Raw genomic sequence first — 16,467 nt, 5'->3', positions numbered from 1 at the left:
GCAGCATTTAAATGCTATTGCCGGGATAACTCTTCCAGTTTGTCGCGAAAGCCGGTAACAGAGATAGCCCGGTTATCAGCCCGCCAGCGATCCTTAGCCGCAGGCGCCGAACTTTGCACGCCAATCAACTGCCAGCCGTCATCAGTATGCAGCATTAGCGGCGAACCGCTGTCACCCGGTAGGGTATCGCACTGATGCGACATCACCGACGTTTGCGCCCAGCCAGTCACTTCGCAATTTTTATGACTGTACAACGTATCCAGGTGATCCTCGGGATAGCCTGCCTGGGTCACTTTACGACCTGCCGTTTTTAATGCGGCGGTGAGTGCTGCTTTGTCTCCCTCGAAAAGTGGTAAGGGTGTAATGCCAGAAGGCGGATTGCGCAGCACAATCAAACCAAAATCCCACGGCGCGGCAGCAGGCGGGACAATCCAGCCATCTCCATTAGCCTTTAACCGTTTACCTAATGTCGGATCAACGCGGCCTTCAATGTTGTGGATCTCATAGCGCCATAGCCCCTTATTCGACACAAAACGCAGCGCAATTGCTTTGTCTGGTTTGCCTTTTGGCGGCGTTAATAAACAGTGACCCGCCGTTAATGCGAGATTGGGCGCAATCAGGGTGGCCGTGCAGAGATTTCCACTGGCAGTCTCCAGTTGCCCAACCGCATCCCACGGAGATTGGGTCGTGTTAATTACTGGCACTCGATCATCATGACCAAAAAAAAGGGTGCTGACTTCATCATTAGCCGATTCAGGACTGTCTGGTTTATCTGCAAATACCAATGCAGATGTCAAACTAATTGCACCCAGCACTACAGCAATGGTTGTACGCATATCACACTCTGGTGGGTAATTATGATTATTAAAAGCAAACCCTCATAAATACTATAGCCGGGACGGGATTAAAGTGGGAGTGAAATCAGATAACTACGATCAGAAAAGATAAAAGCGAGTGGCAATCAATGCACATAAAATAAGGATGATAAGAATGAACTCAAAGCGATAACGGCCCACCATAGTACCCTCCGCTTAAGGCGGCGCTAAACGTTATCCGTCTAGCGCCGTAATTTTCAGGCGCGAGGGGGCGCGCCATTATTGCTGTTGAAAACTTAAGCTGCTGGTTGGGCAGCTGGTTTTGCAGGTTGCTGATGGCTGTGTTTCTTGGTGTGTTTTTTCGCGGCTTGTGCTTTTTGTTCCGGAGCTTTCTGTTCAGTTGTCGCTTTTTTATGATGCTTTTTAGCCGCCTGCGCTTTTTGGGCAGGTGCTGCTTTATGCTGTTTTTTATGATGCATGGTTTTTGCAGGTGCAGCTTTGGTGGCAGTAGTTGCAGGGGCAGGTGTGGTCGCAGTCTCTGCGGCAAAAGCGGCAGAAGAGAGACTCATCGCAGCGGCAACAACCAGAGCTAATACTTTTTTCATTGTCATACCCTCAATTTGGTTTTTTTATGCAACCCCACTACGGGGCCGATGTAATGACTATATCTCGGGTAATGAGAGGCTTCCGTGAGTGGTTGGTTTCGGCATGTAACGATATGTACAAAGTAAATTGGTAAATAATAACGCGATGTGACTTAAGGTAAATTCCCTACTAATATCAGTAGTCTTGATCGAGTTTACTATTTCTCTGTTCCCAAAACGGTAGAATTACTTTGCATCATCAATAAATGACACACAGTAAATGAATCCGCTAATTTGGGTATTTATTATCCTGATGACATTAGATGCGCTGCGGGAATTGGCTGGCGCTTCGTCTATTTTAGGATGGTTATTAACGTTGAGTTGAGCAGACAATAAGCCCGGGTGGGTATTTTACTCAGCCCGGGCTTATTTTTTCAGGCGTGCAATCGATGGTGCAAACGTGTACCCACTATAATCGCGACCACCAGCATCGACGCAATAAAGGCGCCAACGCCGTTCCAACCGTAGTTATGCCAGAAGACCCCACCTAATGTTCCGGCAATACTTGAACCCACGTAGTAACTGAACAGATACAGCGAGGAAGCCTGGCCTTTGGCGCGTTTAGCTCGGGGGCCAATCCAGCTGCTGGCGACCGAGTGAGCGGCAAAGAATCCGGCGGAGAAGAGCAGCATCCCGGCAAAAATCAGCCATATCGAACTGAACAATGTCATTAACAGGCCAACAAGCATGACACCTGTCGAAGACAACATCACCGGACCGCGTCCGAAGCGGGTGGTCATGCTTCCGGCTTTTGGTGAACTCCAGGTACCGGTCAAATAGACCAGCGATAATAAACCCACCACCGCCTGGCTGACATGCCACGGGGAAAGCATCAAGCGATAGCCAATATAATTAAACAGGGTGACGAATGAGCCCATCAGCAAAAAACCTTCTGCGAATAATAAAGGCAATCCCTGGTCGCGCCAGTGCAGACGGAAGTTGATAAACAATGTTTTAGGGCGCAGTGAGGAAGGGCGGAAATGGCGAGATTCTGGAAGAATTTTCCAGAACATTAACGCCGAGGCCAGTGCGAAACAGCCAATCGCTGCCAGTGCAATTCGCCAGCTGAAGAAATCGGTGAAAACACCGCTAATTAAGCGTCCGCTCATGCCGCCAATCGAGTTACCGCTGATGTACAACCCCATCGAAAAGGCGACAAAACTCGGGTGGATCTCTTCGCTAAGGTAGGTCATGCCCACCGCAGCCACGCCGCTTAATGAAAGGCCAATCAAGGCGCGCATCACCAAAATGCCGTGCCAGCTGGTCATCATCGTCGAAAGTAACGTGCAGATGGAGGCCAATAACAGCGCCGTAACCATCACTGGCTTGCGACCAATGGCATCGGAAAGCGGGCCAGTAAACAGCAATCCGATAGCCAACATTGCCGTTGAAATTGACAGTGAAATACTACTGTTTGCGGGTGTTAAGCCAAACTCCTGCGAAAGTACCGGAAGGATAGGTTGCACACAATAGAGAAGTGCGAAGGTTGCCAGTCCGGCAGAAAAAAGCGCCAGGGTCACGCGCATAAATTGCGGCGTACCGCGTTTGATGAACTGATTTGGCTGGGAAACGTTTTGCTTGTCAGTGGCGCTTGCCGGAGCACCATCAACAGTTGTGGTACGACTCACTTGAAATCCTTACTAAATATGCGCGTTGTGTTAGCTCAGGAATAGAGTAGGAAAATCGAATTGTTATGTCTAATATATTAATAGTCTCAAATAATATGTATGAAATATGAATATCGAATTGCGTCACCTACGTTACTTCATCGCTGTTGCAGAAGAATTGCATTTTGGTCGTGCTGCTGCGCGCCTGAATATTTCTCAACCGCCACTAAGCCAACAGATTCAGGCGTTGGAGCAACAAATTGGCGCGCGCCTGCTGGCCAGGACCAATCGAAGCGTTGCGCTCACCGCTGCAGGCAAGCAATTTCTTGCCGATAGTCGTCAAATTCTTTCTCTGGTAGACGATGCCGCAGCGCGGGCAGAACGACTGCATCAGGGGGAGGCGGGAGAATTACGCATTGGTTTTACCTCATCGGCGCCATTCATTCGCGCAGTGTCAGATACCTTATCGTTATTTCGCCGCGAATTTCCCGATGTCCATTTGCAGACGCGCGAGATGAATACCCGCGAGCAAATTGCGCCCCTTATCGAAGGGACGCTCGATATGGGACTGTTACGCAATACTTTGCTGCCGGAGACGTTGAACCATGCGGTAATTGTGCATGAACCGCTTATGGCGATGATTCCGCACGATCATCCGTTAGCCAGTAAATCTGTAGTTACGTTGGCGGAACTGGCAAAAGAGCCGTTTGTTTTCTTTGATCCTCACGTTGGGACAGGGCTTTATGATGACATTCTGGGCCTGATGCGACGCTACAATCTTACACCGGTTATTACCCAGGAAGTGGGCGAGGCGATGACCATCATTGGCCTTGTGTCTGCCGGTTTGGGCGTTTCGATTTTGCCCGCCTCATTTAAGCGTGTTCAGCTTAATGAAATGCGTTGGATACCTATTGCTGAAAAAGATGCGGTTTCTGAAATGTGGTTGGTCTGGCCGACGCATCATGAACAAAGTCCGGCAGCGCGAAACTTTCGTATTCAGCTGCTGAATGCTCTCAGGTGAGGTAAAATTCAGCTAAAAAACCCGAAAAGTGTGCTGTTAATCACATGGCTAAGTAAAAATTTGACGGCACGCATTGAAGTGTTTCACCATAGCCTACAGATTATTTCGGAGCGCGAAAATATAGGGAGTATAAGGTGGTTGCAGAAAACCAGCCTGGACATATTGATCAAATAAAGCAGACCAACGCGGGTGCTGTTTATCGCCTGATTGATCAGCTTGGTCCCATTTCGCGAATCGACCTTTCCCGCATGGCGCAACTGGCTCCCGCCAGTATCACCAAAATTGTCCGCGAAATGCTAGAAGCGCACCTGGTGCAAGAGTTAGAAATTAAAGAAGGGGGAAACCGTGGCCGCCCTGCGGTGGGATTGGTGGTGGAAACAGAAGCCTGGCATTATCTTTCTCTGCGCATCAGTCGTGGTTTAATTTTTCTTGCCCTGCGTGATTTAAGCAGCAAGCTGGTGGTGGAAGAGACACTGGAGCTGGCGCTTCAGGATGAATTGCCCTTACTGGAACGTATCATTGCGCATATTGATCAGTTTTTTATCCGTCATCAGAAAAAACTCGAACGCCTGACATCCATCGCCATTACTTTGCCGGGAATTATTGATACGGAAAATGGTATTGTGCACCGGATGCCGTTTTACGAGGATGTGAAAGAGATGCCGCTCGGCGAAGCGCTGGAGCAGCACACAGGTGTACCGGTTTACATTCAGCATGATATTAGTGCATGGACGATGGCCGAGGCATTATTTGGAGCCTCTCGCGGGGCGCGCGATGTGATTCAGGTGGTAATTGATCACAATGTTGGCGCGGGCGTGATTACCGACGGTCACTTGTTACATGCCGGAAGCAGTAGCCTGGTAGAAATTGGTCATACCCAGGTGGATCCGTATGGTAAACGCTGTTATTGCGGTAACCACGGTTGTCTGGAAACCATCGCCAGTGTGGACAGCATCCTCGAACTGGCGCAATTACGCCTTAATCAGTCAATGAGTTCGATGTTGCACGGGCAGCCTTTGAGCGTTGATTCATTATGCCATGCGGCGTTGCAGGGTGACTTGCTGGCAAAGGATATTATCACTGGCGTAGGCGCGCATGTTGGGCGCATTCTGGCCATCATGGTGAATTTATTTAACCCACAAAAAATACTGATTGGCTCGCCGCTAAGCAAAGCGGCAAATATTCTGTTCCCTGTGATTTCTGACAGCATCCGCCAGCAGGCGCTTCCAGCATACAGCCAGCATATTAGCGTTGAGAGCACTCAGTTCACCAATCAGGGGACAATGGCAGGGGCCGCGCTGGTAAAAGATGCGCTATATAATGGATCTTTGCTGATTCGTCTGTTGCAGGGTTAACATTTTTTAACTGTTCTACCAAAATTTGCGCTATCTCAAATTGAGTGCAGAAAGCATAACTTAGACTTTCCACGTTGAATTATTTTCCTGGCTTATATTAGTGAAGCATAACGGTGGAGTTAGTGATGCTGAAGCGTTTCTTTATAACAGGTACAGACACTTCTGTAGGGAAAACGGTGGTTTCCCGCGCATTGCTACAAGCGTTAGCCTCCCAGGGAAAAACGGTTGCGGGATACAAACCCGTAGCGAAGGGGAGCAAAGAGACACCTGAGGGGCTGCGTAATAAAGATGCCCTGGTGTTGCAGAGTGTTTCATCAATTGAACTGCCTTATGAAGCAGTCAATCCCATTGCGTTAAGCGAAGAAGAAAGTAGCGTGGCGCACAGTTGTCCAATCAATTACACGCTCATTTCAAATGGTCTGGCTAACCTGACTGACAAAGTTGATCATGTTGTCGTTGAGGGGACTGGCGGATGGCGCAGCCTGATGAATGATCTGCGTCCGCTCTCTGAATGGGTGGTCCAGGAGCAGCTACCGGTGTTGATGGTGGTGGGCATTCAGGAAGGCTGTATTAACCATGCGCTTCTGACCGCACAAGCGATTGCGAACGACGGTCTGCCGCTCATTGGCTGGGTGGCTAATCGTATTAACCCCGGGTTAGCGCATTATGCTGAAATCATTGATGTGCTGGGTAAAAAACTCCCGGCACCGCTCATTGGTGAACTGCCTTATCTGCCCCGAGCTGAACAGCGAGAACTGGGTCAATACATCCGCTTAGCCATGCTGCGTAGTGTGCTGTCGGTAGATAGAGTCAGGGTGTAAGGTCCGCGACATTACCGACGCGATCACGCAGGCAATTAATAAACCGGGGAGTAGCTGATACTCCCCGGTCATTTCACATATCATCAATGTTGACATAATTGGCGCATGCGTGGTCGCAGCCAGCAGTGTTGCCATCCCTGTTAGTCCGAGTAGAAGGGTCATTTCTTCGCCGCCTGGAAGCCATAACCCCAGGCTACGTCCATACAGCATGCCAATTGCAAGCCCGATAAATAGCGTTGGCGTAAACACGCCGCCAGGCGCGCCGGAACCGCTACTGGCCAGCACGGCAAAAAGTTTGCAGATGAAGATCGCAGCAATGACCGTAAACAGTGGTGGGGTGGTTAAAAATGATTGCACCGTACTATAACCATTGCCCCATACGGCAGGCGTGAGCAGGGAAAGCAGGCCGACGATCAACCCCCCTAACGCCAACTGCCAGGGCGGCGTCAGTTTTAGGTGAACAAAACCTTGATGACTGGCGCTCATCATTTTCAACAGTAATGGTCCGCAAAGACCAGCCAGCACGCCGGTACTGATAATTAGCGCATAGTCCCGCACATGCAGCGTCACCTCGAGCTGAACGCTGTAGAGCAATGCATCGCTGTGATTAATAAGATTGCTGACAAGCAATGCCACCACGGCTGAAATCACCACTGGGCCAAGAGAGGCCAACATCATGGTGCCAAACAGCACTTCGGCAATAAATAAACTCCCGGCAAGCGGTGCGCGATAGGCTGCAGCCATGCCTGCCGCAGCACCGCAGGCAATCCATAATTTCCACTCTTCACGCGGCGTAAAACGTTGGGCAAACCAGGATGCAGCAAGAGCCGCCAGCAGAATCATCGCGCCTTCACGGCCAATTGCGCTACCGCTGGTCACCACCAGCAGTGAGGCAAGTGATTTTACCAGGCTTGCTGCGTAATCGAACTGCCCCTCGCTCTGCAACGCTTCCATATAATCGGTCGGCGCATGGGGTCGTTGCTGCGTAACTCTCTGCCAGCCCATGAGCAATAAACCTGCCACCAGACCGCCGAGCGCAGGAGTTAACAAGCGTCGCCACGGAGAAAGGTTTGTCGCAGCATTGACCAGACTCCCGGAATCATTGCTCAGGAACAACCACTCCAGCAACAGCATGGCATGACGGAATCCGGCAACGGCAAACGCCGCGAGAATACCGATTATCGTTGCGATAAGCAGACGACGAAACAGGGAGCGCAGATCCGGGTAAAGGTGTAGATGATGCATGAGTAGAAATGGCAATTTAAACACGGGCATCTATTTTGCGGGAAAAGACGTCAGGCGCAAAAGCTGTACGTGCTTTAAGTGGGGAAATGGTGTGACACTGTAACTTATTTAATATGGGATGGCGCGCTAATGTCGCCATCCGGTAATGCTACGGGAACCTTAACGAAACAGTGGCTTAACTGCGACGGGAATCAGCAATTGTGACTGCCACTCAGCCAGCGTTAAGCGAGCCAGTTCACCAAGCGTGCGGTAAAAAGGGTGTTCTGCTTTTTCGATAAACACCTCGAGAAAGCGCGTCGACCACGGTAAAAGATGCCACGCCAGCAACTCTTCGCACTCAGTCTGACGACCGCTCTCCGCCAGCCAGGCCGCCATCAGTAGCAAGGAACCAAAATGATCTTCAGGTTCGTTTTGCTTCATCTCAAACTGAATGCCTTTTTCGCGCATCCATTGACGAAGCGCCAACGTTGAATCGCCAAACAGTACCGATTCACGATCCAACCAGACCGATCCCCACGGCGGGGACGGCAACGCCCACGGGCCAACGAATAAACGCTGCCAGGCCTGCGTACGCGACTCTTCACTCTGTTGCTGAAAAGCCGTTACCAGCGGTACTAAAGACATTTGCGGTAGAGGCCACTGAGTTTCCCAGCCATCGTTGGTCATTGCAGAAACCAGAGGCGCGGCTTCCTCGCTTTCTGGGGCGTAATAAAACAGCGCCCCCAGCACACGCGCCGCGACAGAAAAATTATCTTGTTGTGAAAAATGCGTCATTCCTATCATCCTGAAACGTGCGGCTTACCCCGCACCAAGTTGTTAACCTGCGACGGCCATTCCGACCGTCATGTGCAGGCCATAAAATCGCGCTCGCCCGATCATCTCACCGCCCGGTTTGAGAGTTAACCCTAACACAAGCACGTTGCAGAATGTAGACCTGATAAGACGCGCCAGCGTCCATCATACTTTTTATTGCGGTTCGGCAGGCGCGCCATCCTGAGTCGGTTGTGTAGGGGCAGAATTGTTACCGCTGGTGGTGCGGTTATAGAGAATTTTATGCGTATCATTGGCACAATGGCCAACCACCCTGGTGTCAGGCTGATCGACCTGATCATTCGGCACAATACTTAAAGTAAAGCTACTTTCTGGCACACCGTTATTGATAATACGCTGTGAAATATCGCTCTTTATCCGTTCACAAGAATCTGGCGCGGCCAGCACGGCGGGTGAGGTAATTGTGAGCAGTAGAGCGGCGCAATAAGTTGAGATTTTCATCATTGGCTCCTTAAATGAATATTACTCACTAAGCATAGCATTTCACGTGTAAAGTACTGTATTTACTACTATGATTGATAATAATCTCTACTGTCTGGTGACTAAAGTGAATTTCAAATTACTGCCATGTTTGCTCGCGATAATGCTTACAGGATGCGATCGCGCAGAAGTGACGTTTTCTTTTACGCCAGAGATGGCCAGCTTCTCTAATGAATTTGATTTCGATCCGCTGCGTGGTCCGGTTAAAGATTTCACCCAGACATTGATGAATGAACAAGGGGAAGTGACGAAACGTGTTTCAGGCAGCTTATCGGAAGAAGGTTGCTTCGATTCGCTTGAATTATTGGATCTGGAAAATAATACCGTGGTTGCCTTAGTGCTGGATGCGAATTATTACCGTGACGCGCAGACACTGGAGAAAAAAGTACGTTTACAGGGTAAATGTCAGTTAGCAGAATTACCTTCCGCCGGAGTGAGTTGGGAAACTGATGATAATGGCTTTGTAGTTAAAGCCAGCAGTAAACAGATGAAGGTGGATTATAGGTATGATGAACAGGGCTATCCGCTGGGTAAAACCACAGTAAGCAACGACAAAACGTTATCAGTCACTGCAACACCGTCAACTGATCCGATCAAAAAACTCGATTACACGGCGGTTACTTTACTGAATAATCAACAAGTTGGTAATGTTAAGCAAAGCTGTGAATATGACAGTCACGCCAATCCGGTGGACTGCCAATTGATCATTGTTGATGAAGCGGAAAAACCCGCCGTCGAACGGGTTTACACTATCAAAAATACCATTGATTATTATTAACGCTATTGCGCGGTCGGCTTCAGCATTGCCTGACCCGGCGTTTTATGTTCCGCCAGATACTGATGCTGGAATATACACATGCGAATGGCATTGCGATATTGACCATTAATAAAGAATTCATGCATCAGTTCACCTTCGACCGTAAAACCGAGCTTACGGTAAATGTGAATCGCTTTTTCATTCTCTTTATCGACAATCAGATACAGCTTATAGAGATTAAGAACAGTGAAGCCATAATCCATTGCTAATTTTGCTGCGCGGGTTGCCAGACCTTTACCCTGGTATTCCGGGGAGATGATTATCTGAAATTCTGCGCGGCGGTGGACATGGTTAATTTCAACCAGTTCCACCAGACCCGCTTTTTCACCATCGCACTCCACCACGAAACGGCGCTCACTCTGATCGTGAATATGTTTATCGTACAGATCAGAGAGTTCAACAAAGGCTTCGTAGGGTTCCTCAAACCAGTAACGCATCACACTGGCGTTATTGTCGAGTTGATGCACATAGCGTAAATCTTCACGCTCCAGCGGACGTAGCTTAACACTGTGGGCGCTTGTCATAACGTGTCCTTACATTCCTTATATCAATAACAGGTTAGGGGGTAATTACGCGGCCAGTACGACGGTCCAGGCAACGTAAAGTATTCGGTTCCCAGTAGGCATTAATGTTGGCGCTTTGTTCGCATTTATCGCGGCTATCGAATGCGGCGTCAACCTTATCCCATTCTTTCTCGGTGCGTTTATTGACTTTTTGACGCAGATTGCGAGTTTCATTCCATTGCTCTTTTTGCATTGTCGCCTGTTGGCGACTCTGTGCGCTGTCGCCAGACTCAATCACCAGTTTATTGGTTTCTGCATGAGTCGTTGCGCTAAATGCCAGTGCGCAAGGTAGCAGAAAAGCGAGCAGTCCGAGCCGTTTGCAGAAAGTAATATTCATGATTCATTCCTTACATGAATGTTTAAAGGGGATTTTACACGATCCACTGCGAACGCAAAACGTACCAGAAGGATGTATAGGGTGATGATATTATGTCGAGCCATAAATATACATGATGTCAATGAGTGACAAAGATGATTAAAACAACGTTACTGTTTTTTGCTACCGCCTTGTGTGAAATTGTCGGATGCTTCCTGCCCTGGCTATGGCTTAAACGGAACGCCAGCGTATGGCTGCTGGTTCCGGCGGGGATTTCCCTGGCGCTTTTCGTCTGGCTGTTAACATTGCATCCGGCGGCCAGTGGGCGAGTGTATGCAGCTTATGGTGGCGTTTATGTTTGCACGGCGCTGCTGTGGCTGCGGGTTGTGGATGGCGTAAAACTCAGTCTTTACGACTGGACAGGAGCATTGGTCGCGCTATGCGGGATGTTGATTATTGTTGCTGGCTGGGGACGAGCTTGATTTTGTCGGGAATGACCAATGTCTTTTATTATTAATAAGATATGCTCTACCCGGTGTCCAGGATAACAGCAAAGTCTGGCTTTTTTTAGATTTATTCACTGCGCAAATACACTCTTTTTTTTGTGATCACGCTTCCCTTTTCCAATATTTATACTTGTATGGTAGTAGCTCAGTTGCGTAGATTTCATGCATCACGACAAGCGATGCAAGGAATCGAACATGAAGATCGTAAGGGCTGAAGTTTTTGTTACCTGTCCGGGGCGTAATTTCGTCACCTTAAAAATCACCACCGAGGACGGTATTACCGGTCTTGGCGATGCCACACTGAATGGACGCGAGCTTTCCGTTGCGTCTTATCTGCAAGATCACCTTTGTCCGCAGCTTATAGGCCGCGATGCTCACCGTATCGAAGATATCTGGCAGTTTTTCTATAAAGGGGCGTACTGGCGTCGCGGTCCAGTCACCATGTCGGCCATTTCGGCTGTTGATATGGCGCTGTGGGACATTAAAGCCAAAGCCGCCAACATGCCGCTTTATCAGTTACTGGGTGGCGCGTCTCGCGAAGGGGTTATGGTTTATTGTCACACAACCGGTCACTCCATTGATGAGGCACTGGATGATTATGCTCGTCATCAGGAACTGGGGTTCAAAGCCATCCGCGTACAGTGCGGCATTCCAGGTATGAAGACCACCTATGGCATGTCCAAAGGCAAAGGTTTGGCTTATGAACCTGCGACAAAAGGGCAGTGGCCGGAGGAGCAGTTGTGGTCGACGGAAAAATATCTCGACTTCATGCCAAAACTGTTCGACGTGGTACGTAACAAGTTTGGTTTTGATGAACATCTACTGCATGACATGCATCATCGCTTAACGCCTATTGAAGCGGCGCGCTTTGGTAAAAGCATTGAAGATTATCGCATGTTCTGGATGGAAGACCCGACGCCTGCGGAAAACCAGGAGTGTTTCCGCCTCATTCGCCAACACACCGTCACGCCAATTGCGGTGGGTGAAGTCTTCAATAGCATTTGGGACTGCAAACAACTGATAGAAGAACAACTCATCGACTATATCCGCACTACGCTGACTCATGCGGGCGGCATCACCGGTATGCGTCGGATCGCTGATTTCGCATCCCTGTATCAGGTACGCACTGGCTCACACGGTCCTTCTGATTTGTCGCCTGTCTGCATGGCAGCGGCGCTGCACTTTGATCTGTGGGTGCCGAATTTCGGTGTTCAGGAATATATGGGCTATTCAGAACAAATGCTCGAAGTCTTCCCGCATAACTGGACTTTCGATAACGGCTATATGCATCCGGGCGACAAACCGGGTCTTGGCATCGAGTTTGATGAAAAGCTGGCAGCAAAATACCCCTACGAACCCGCTTATCTGCCAGTCGCACGTCTGGAAGATGGCACGCTGTGGAACTGGTAAGGAGAAAAATAATGAAAAGTATTTTAATTGAAAAACCAAATCAACTGGCAATTATCGAACGTGAAATACCGAACCCGTCTGCGGGTGAAGTACGGGTAAAAGTGAAACTGGCTGGGATTTGTGGCTCTGATAGCCATATTTATCGCGGTCATAATCCGTTTGCAAAATATCCGCGCGTCATTGGCCACGAATTTTTTGGCGTGATTGATGCCGTCGGCGAAGGTATTGAAAACAGCCGGATCGGTGAACGTGTTGCGGTAGATCCGGTAGTAAGCTGTGGGCATTGCTATCCGTGCTCAATTGGTAAACCGAATGTTTGTACAACGCTGGCTGTATTAGGTGTTCACGCTGACGGTGGTTTTAGTGAATATGCCGTTGTTCCGGCAAAAAATGCGTGGAAAATCCCCGATGCAGTGGCAGATAAATTTGCGGTAATGATCGAGCCCTTTACCATTGCGGCGAACGTTACCGGACACGGTAAACCTACTGAAGATGACACCGTGCTGGTTTATGGCGCAGGTCCGATTGGCCTGACTATTGTTCAGGTATTAAAGGGTGTTTATAACGTCAAAAACGTGATTGTTGCCGATCGCATTGATGAACGACTGAAAAAAGCGAAAGAGAGCGGGGCGGATTGGGCGATTAATAATGGTCAGACTCCGCTTGGTGAAATATTCGCTGAAAAAGGAATCAAGCCAACATTAATTATTGATGCTGCTTGCCATCCGTCAATTTTGAAAGAAGCGGTTACATTGGCTTCTCCAGCGGCACGTATTGTGTTAATGGGCTTCTCCAGTGAACCGTCTGAAGTCATTCAGCAGGGAATTACCGGAAAAGAACTTTCTATTTTCTCATCCCGGTTAAATGCCAACAAATTCCCGGTCGTGATCGACTGGTTAAGCAAAGGGTTAATTAAACCAGAAAAATTAATTACCCACACGTTTGATTTTCAGCATGTTGCTGATGCCATAAGTTTATTTGAACAGGATCAAAAACATTGCTGCAAAGTCTTACTCACTTTTTCTGAATAATACCAATAACAGCGAGTAAGTAGTACGCATCTTACCTCTTATTTAGAGATATCCATTATGACAATAGAAAAACACGAAAGAAGCACTAAGGATTTGGTGAAAGCAGCAGTGTCGGGATGGCTGGGGACTGCGCTTGAATTTATGGATTTTCAGCTATATTCGCTCGGCGCAGCGTTAGTGTTTCATGAAATATTTTTCCCGGAATCATCAACCGCAATGGCGTTAATTCTGGCAATGGGAACCTACGGTGCAGGCTATGTGGCACGTATTGTCGGAGCATTTATTTTCGGCAAAATGGGCGACAGAATAGGGCGTAAAAAAGTACTCTTTATTACCATCACCATGATGGGGATCTGTACCACCCTAATTGGCGTGTTGCCGACCTATGCGCAGATTGGTGTTTTTGCGCCAATCTTGCTGGTGACGCTGCGTATTGTTCAGGGGTTGGGAGCCGGCGCGGAAATTTCTGGTGCAGGTACTATGCTTGCTGAATATGCACCGAAAGGAAAGCGCGGAATTATCTCCTCGTTCGTCGCGATGGGAACGAACTGCGGAACCTTGAGCGCAACGGCAATCTGGGCCTTTATGTTCTTTATTCTCAGTAAAGAAGAACTGCTGGCATGGGGATGGCGTATACCGTTCCTGGCGAGTGTGGTAGTGATGGTCTTTGCTATCTGGCTGCGTATGAACCTGAAAGAAAGCCCGGTATTTGAGAAGGTTAATGACAGTCAGCAACCTGCGCCAAAAGCTGTGCCTTCTGGTAGTATGTTCCAGAGCAAATCTTTTTGGCTGGCAACGGGTCTTCGTTTTGGGCAAGCAGGAAACTCCGGCCTGATTCAAACTTTTCTTGCAGGTTATTTAGTACAGACGTTGCTTTTTAATAAAGCGATTCCGACAGATGCTTTAATGATCAGCTCAATTATTGGCTTTATGACTATTCCATTCCTGGGATGGTTGTCCGATAAAATTGGTCGTCGTATTCCCTACATTATTATGAATACTTCAGCCATTGTGCTGGCGTGGCCAATGCTGTCTATTATCGTCGATAAAAGCTATGCCCCGAGCACCATCATGGTTGCGTTGATTGTGATTCATAACTGTGCGGTGTTGGGATTATTTGCCCTGGAAAACATTACCATGGCAGAGATGTTCGGCTGTAAAAACCGCTTTACCCGGATGGCAATTTCTAAAGAAATTGGTGGTCTTATTGCCTCCGGTTTTGGTCCTATCCTGGCGGGTATTTTCTGCACCATGACTGAATCCTGGTATCCGATTGCGATAATGATTATGGCATATTCTGTTATCGGTTTAATATCCGCGCTGAAAATGCCAGAAGTGAAAGACCGCGATTTGAGTGCGCTGGAAGATGCGGCAGAAGATCAACCGCGCATTGTAAGAGCTGCGCAACCTTCAACAAGTCTGTAAATCCAGAATCCCTTCTCCTGGTGAGGAGGGATTTTTTATTCATATAACAAACCATTCAGCTTGCCATATTGAAATTAAAGGAATTGTCATGGGAAATAATTTGTTATCAGCAAAAGCGACACTCCCTGTTTATGATCGTAATAACCTGGCGCCCAAAATTGTTCATTTAGGTTTTGGCGCATTTCATCGCGCGCATCAGGGCGTGTATGCCGATATCCTGGCTGCCCAGCATCACAGCGATTGGGGCTACTATGAAGTGAACCTGATTGGCGGTGAACAACAAATCGCCGATCTAAAACAGCAAGATAATCTCTATACCGTTGCGGAAATGTCGGCCGATGCCTGGACCGCTCGTGTAGTGGGGGTAGTGAAAAAAGCGTTGCACGTGCAAATAGACGGTTTAGAAGCTGTGCTTGCTGCCATGTGCGAACCGCAAATTGCAATTGTTTCTCTGACTATTACAGAGAAAGGCTATTTTCACTCTCCGGCGACCGGGCAGTTAATGCTGGATCATCCGATGATCGTTGACGATCTAAATAATCCCCACCAGCCGAAAACGGCAGCAGGGGTTATTGTGGAGGCGCTGGCCCGGCGCAAGGCCGCAGGCTTACCGGCATTTACGGTAATGTCGTGCGACAATATGCCGGAAAATGGTCATGTGATGCGTGACGTTGTCACTTCTTACGCGCATGCAGTCGATACAGAACTGGCGCAATGGATTGTCGAAAACGTGACTTTTCCTTCGACAATGGTTGATCGCATTGTTCCGGCGGTGACGGCAGAAACGCTGAATAAAATTGAGCACCTTACCGGCGTGTGCGATCCAGCAGGTGTAGCCTGTGAACCGTTCCGTCAGTGGGTTATTGAAGATAACTTTGTTGCCGGACGCCCAGAATGGCAAAAAGCAGGTGCTGAACTGGTCAACGATGTGCTGCCTTATGAAGAGATGAAATTGCGTATGCTCAATGGCAGCCACTCATTCCTGGCGTATCTGGGCTATCTGGCCGGATATCAGCATATTAACGACTGCATGGAAGATGAAAATTATCGCCGTGCGGCACATGCCTTGATGTTGCAGGAACAGGCGCCGACGCTGAAAGTGCAGGGCGTGGATCTGCAAAATTATGCGGATCGACTGATTGAACGCTACAGTAATCCAGCGTTACGCCATCGAACCTGGCAGATTGCGATGGATGGCAGTCAGAAACTCCCACAGCGTATGCTGGATTCCATTCGCTGGCATCTGAAACAGGGCCGCGCGTTCGATTTGTTGGCGCTTGGCGTCGCTGGTTGGATGCGATATGTCGGCGGTGTTGATGAGCAGGGTAATCCCATCGAAATCAGCGACCCGTTATTACCGGCCATTCAGAAGGCCGTGCAAAGTAGTGCACAAGGGAAAGCGCGCGTGCAGTCCTTGATGGCGATTAATGCGATATTTGGTGATGATTTGCCGAACAATGCGTTGTTCACTGCAAAGGTGACGGAAGCGTATTTGTCTTTATTAGCGCATGGTGCGAAAGCGACCGTGGCGAAATATGCGGTGAAGTGATAAGTGACAGCAATGCCGCCGATGGCGGCAT

The 16,467-nt window shown here is 48.8% G+C and carries 18 protein-coding genes and 1 pseudogene; 9 read left to right on the top strand and 10 right to left on the bottom strand.

The genetic code is table 11. From position 1 onward, the window contains the following. Nucleotides 1–14 precede the first annotated feature (14 nt). The 4 genes from FEK47_RS00935 to FEK47_RS00920 form a co-directional block, all read right to left on the bottom strand. On the bottom strand, nucleotides 15–836 hold the full coding sequence (locus FEK47_RS00935; RefSeq protein WP_130209303.1) for a serine protease: 822 nt from the start codon (nucleotides 834–836) through the stop codon (nucleotides 15–17). Nucleotides 837–935: 99 nt separating this feature from the next. Next, the gene (locus tag FEK47_RS00930; RefSeq protein ID WP_000233091.1) at nucleotides 936–1,019 is read right to left on the bottom strand and encodes a hypothetical protein; all 84 of its coding nucleotides are present in this window, start codon (nucleotides 1,017–1,019) and stop codon (nucleotides 936–938) included. Between the two features lie 92 nt (nucleotides 1,020–1,111). Beyond that, complete coding sequence (gene asr, locus FEK47_RS00925) at nucleotides 1,112–1,420, bottom strand: acid resistance repetitive basic protein Asr (RefSeq protein ID WP_240727875.1); 309 nt, start codon at nucleotides 1,418–1,420, stop codon at nucleotides 1,112–1,114. Between the two features lie 413 nt (nucleotides 1,421–1,833). After that, nucleotides 1,834–3,087, bottom strand: a complete 1,254-nt coding sequence (locus FEK47_RS00920; RefSeq protein ID WP_135487755.1) for an MFS transporter — start codon at nucleotides 3,085–3,087, stop codon at nucleotides 1,834–1,836. Nucleotides 3,088–3,193: 106 nt separating this feature from the next. Here FEK47_RS00920 and FEK47_RS00915 point away from each other — a divergent pair, with 106 nt between their 5' ends. From FEK47_RS00915 to bioD, 3 genes are all read left to right on the top strand, one after another. Continuing rightward, entirely contained in the window at nucleotides 3,194–4,087 is an 894-nt protein-coding gene (locus FEK47_RS00915; RefSeq protein ID WP_135487756.1) for a LysR family transcriptional regulator, read from the top strand. Between the two features lie 134 nt (nucleotides 4,088–4,221). Continuing rightward, nucleotides 4,222–5,442, top strand: a complete 1,221-nt coding sequence (mlc, locus tag FEK47_RS00910) for a sugar metabolism global transcriptional regulator Mlc (RefSeq protein ID WP_130219069.1) — start codon at nucleotides 4,222–4,224, stop codon at nucleotides 5,440–5,442. A 125-nt stretch (nucleotides 5,443–5,567) separates the two neighbouring features. Continuing rightward, nucleotides 5,568–6,263, top strand: a complete 696-nt coding sequence (gene bioD / locus FEK47_RS00905; protein WP_130209293.1) for a dethiobiotin synthase — start codon at nucleotides 5,568–5,570, stop codon at nucleotides 6,261–6,263. Here the strand turns inward: bioD and clcB are convergent. The 4 genes and pseudogenes from clcB to FEK47_RS00885 form a co-directional block, all read right to left on the bottom strand. Further along, nucleotides 6,216–7,508: a voltage-gated ClC-type chloride channel ClcB gene (gene clcB, locus FEK47_RS00900; protein WP_130258967.1), complete on the bottom strand. Its 1,293-nt coding sequence runs from the start codon at nucleotides 7,506–7,508 to the stop codon at nucleotides 6,216–6,218. The two genes, bioD and clcB, sit on opposite strands and share 48 nt — an antisense overlap. A gap of 159 nt (nucleotides 7,509–7,667) precedes the next feature. Continuing rightward, nucleotides 7,668–8,282 (bottom strand): Tat proofreading chaperone DmsD, encoded by a 615-nt coding sequence (gene dmsD / locus FEK47_RS00895; RefSeq protein WP_135487757.1) that lies wholly within the window; start codon nucleotides 8,280–8,282, stop codon nucleotides 7,668–7,670. A gap of 42 nt (nucleotides 8,283–8,324) precedes the next feature. Then, a pseudogene (locus tag FEK47_RS00890) lies at nucleotides 8,325–8,423 on the bottom strand (dimethylsulfoxide reductase); the annotation flags it as partial. A 51-nt stretch (nucleotides 8,424–8,474) separates the two neighbouring features. Beyond that, complete coding sequence (locus tag FEK47_RS00885; RefSeq protein WP_135487773.1) at nucleotides 8,475–8,780, bottom strand: DUF1161 domain-containing protein; 306 nt, start codon at nucleotides 8,778–8,780, stop codon at nucleotides 8,475–8,477. 106 nt (nucleotides 8,781–8,886) lie between these two features. Here FEK47_RS00885 and FEK47_RS00880 point away from each other — a divergent pair, with 106 nt between their 5' ends. Then, nucleotides 8,887–9,597 carry a YnfC family lipoprotein gene (locus tag FEK47_RS00880; protein ID WP_130209287.1) on the top strand — a complete coding sequence of 237 codons (711 nt, stop codon included), beginning with the start codon at nucleotides 8,887–8,889 and terminating at the stop codon, nucleotides 9,595–9,597. A gap of 2 nt (nucleotides 9,598–9,599) precedes the next feature. Here FEK47_RS00880 and speG read toward each other — a convergent pair whose 3' ends face one another. Both speG and FEK47_RS00870 read right to left on the bottom strand, forming a co-directional pair. Further along, nucleotides 9,600–10,160 carry a spermidine N1-acetyltransferase gene (gene speG / locus FEK47_RS00875; protein ID WP_064529978.1) on the bottom strand — a complete coding sequence of 187 codons (561 nt, stop codon included), beginning with the start codon at nucleotides 10,158–10,160 and terminating at the stop codon, nucleotides 9,600–9,602. A 34-nt stretch (nucleotides 10,161–10,194) separates the two neighbouring features. Beyond that, nucleotides 10,195–10,536 carry a DUF1283 family protein gene (locus FEK47_RS00870; RefSeq protein ID WP_130219077.1) on the bottom strand — a complete coding sequence of 114 codons (342 nt, stop codon included), beginning with the start codon at nucleotides 10,534–10,536 and terminating at the stop codon, nucleotides 10,195–10,197. Between the two features lie 134 nt (nucleotides 10,537–10,670). Between FEK47_RS00870 and FEK47_RS00865 the strand changes: the two genes are divergently transcribed. The 5 genes from FEK47_RS00865 (at nucleotide 10,671) to FEK47_RS00845 (ending at nucleotide 16,436) form a co-directional block, all read left to right on the top strand. Continuing rightward, the gene (locus FEK47_RS00865; protein WP_064529976.1) at nucleotides 10,671–10,997 is read left to right on the top strand and encodes a YnfA family protein; all 327 of its coding nucleotides are present in this window, start codon (nucleotides 10,671–10,673) and stop codon (nucleotides 10,995–10,997) included. Nucleotides 10,998–11,216: 219 nt separating this feature from the next. Beyond that, complete coding sequence (rspA, locus tag FEK47_RS00860) at nucleotides 11,217–12,431, top strand: starvation-sensing protein RspA (RefSeq protein ID WP_135487758.1); 1,215 nt, start codon at nucleotides 11,217–11,219, stop codon at nucleotides 12,429–12,431. 11 nt (nucleotides 12,432–12,442) lie between these two features. Then, nucleotides 12,443–13,462, top strand: coding sequence for a Zn-dependent oxidoreductase (locus FEK47_RS00855; RefSeq protein WP_135487759.1), 1,020 nt, complete (start codon nucleotides 12,443–12,445; stop codon nucleotides 13,460–13,462). Between the two features lie 57 nt (nucleotides 13,463–13,519). Next, nucleotides 13,520–14,887 (top strand): MHS family MFS transporter YdfJ, encoded by a 1,368-nt coding sequence (gene ydfJ / locus FEK47_RS00850; RefSeq protein ID WP_135487760.1) that lies wholly within the window; start codon nucleotides 13,520–13,522, stop codon nucleotides 14,885–14,887. An 88-nt stretch (nucleotides 14,888–14,975) separates the two neighbouring features. Further along, the gene (locus FEK47_RS00845) at nucleotides 14,976–16,436 is read left to right on the top strand and encodes a mannitol dehydrogenase family protein (RefSeq protein ID WP_138183073.1); all 1,461 of its coding nucleotides are present in this window, start codon (nucleotides 14,976–14,978) and stop codon (nucleotides 16,434–16,436) included. Nucleotides 16,437–16,467 lie beyond the last annotated feature (31 nt).

Source organism: Escherichia sp. E3659, from assembly GCF_005781135.1.
GTDB lineage: Bacteria > Pseudomonadota > Gammaproteobacteria > Enterobacterales > Enterobacteriaceae > Escherichia.
Note: the sequence above shows the minus strand (reverse complement) of the source record. Positions and strands in the feature narration are given on the sequence as shown.

Bases quoted from the DNA above. Each gene is read 5' to 3' on its own strand.
- FEK47_RS00935 (WP_130209303.1), bottom strand. From the start codon at position 836: ATGCGTACAACCATTGCTGTAGTGCTGGGTGCAATTAGTTTGACATCT.
- FEK47_RS00865 (WP_064529976.1), top strand. From the start codon at position 10,671: ATGATTAAAACAACGTTACTGTTTTTTGCTACCGCCTTGTGTGAAATT.
- FEK47_RS00930 (WP_000233091.1), bottom strand. From the start codon at position 1,019: ATGGTGGGCCGTTATCGCTTTGAGTTCATTCTTATCATCCTTATTTTA.
- FEK47_RS00915 (WP_135487756.1), top strand. From the start codon at position 3,194: ATGAATATCGAATTGCGTCACCTACGTTACTTCATCGCTGTTGCAGAA.
- asr (WP_240727875.1), bottom strand. From the start codon at position 1,420: ATGAAAAAAGTATTAGCTCTGGTTGTTGCCGCTGCGATGAGTCTCTCT.
- clcB (WP_130258967.1), bottom strand. From the start codon at position 7,508: ATGCATCATCTACACCTTTACCCGGATCTGCGCTCCCTGTTTCGTCGT.
- rspA (WP_135487758.1), top strand. From the start codon at position 11,217: ATGAAGATCGTAAGGGCTGAAGTTTTTGTTACCTGTCCGGGGCGTAAT.
- FEK47_RS00885 (WP_135487773.1), bottom strand. From the start codon at position 8,780: ATGAAAATCTCAACTTATTGCGCCGCTCTACTGCTCACAATTACCTCA.
- ydfJ (WP_135487760.1), top strand. From the start codon at position 13,520: ATGACAATAGAAAAACACGAAAGAAGCACTAAGGATTTGGTGAAAGCA.
- speG (WP_064529978.1), bottom strand. From the start codon at position 10,160: ATGACAAGCGCCCACAGTGTTAAGCTACGTCCGCTGGAGCGTGAAGAT.
- FEK47_RS00855 (WP_135487759.1), top strand. From the start codon at position 12,443: ATGAAAAGTATTTTAATTGAAAAACCAAATCAACTGGCAATTATCGAA.
- bioD (WP_130209293.1), top strand. From the start codon at position 5,568: ATGCTGAAGCGTTTCTTTATAACAGGTACAGACACTTCTGTAGGGAAA.
- dmsD (WP_135487757.1), bottom strand. From the start codon at position 8,282: ATGACGCATTTTTCACAACAAGATAATTTTTCTGTCGCGGCGCGTGTG.
- FEK47_RS00870 (WP_130219077.1), bottom strand. From the start codon at position 10,536: ATGAATATTACTTTCTGCAAACGGCTCGGACTGCTCGCTTTTCTGCTA.
- FEK47_RS00845 (WP_138183073.1), top strand. From the start codon at position 14,976: ATGGGAAATAATTTGTTATCAGCAAAAGCGACACTCCCTGTTTATGAT.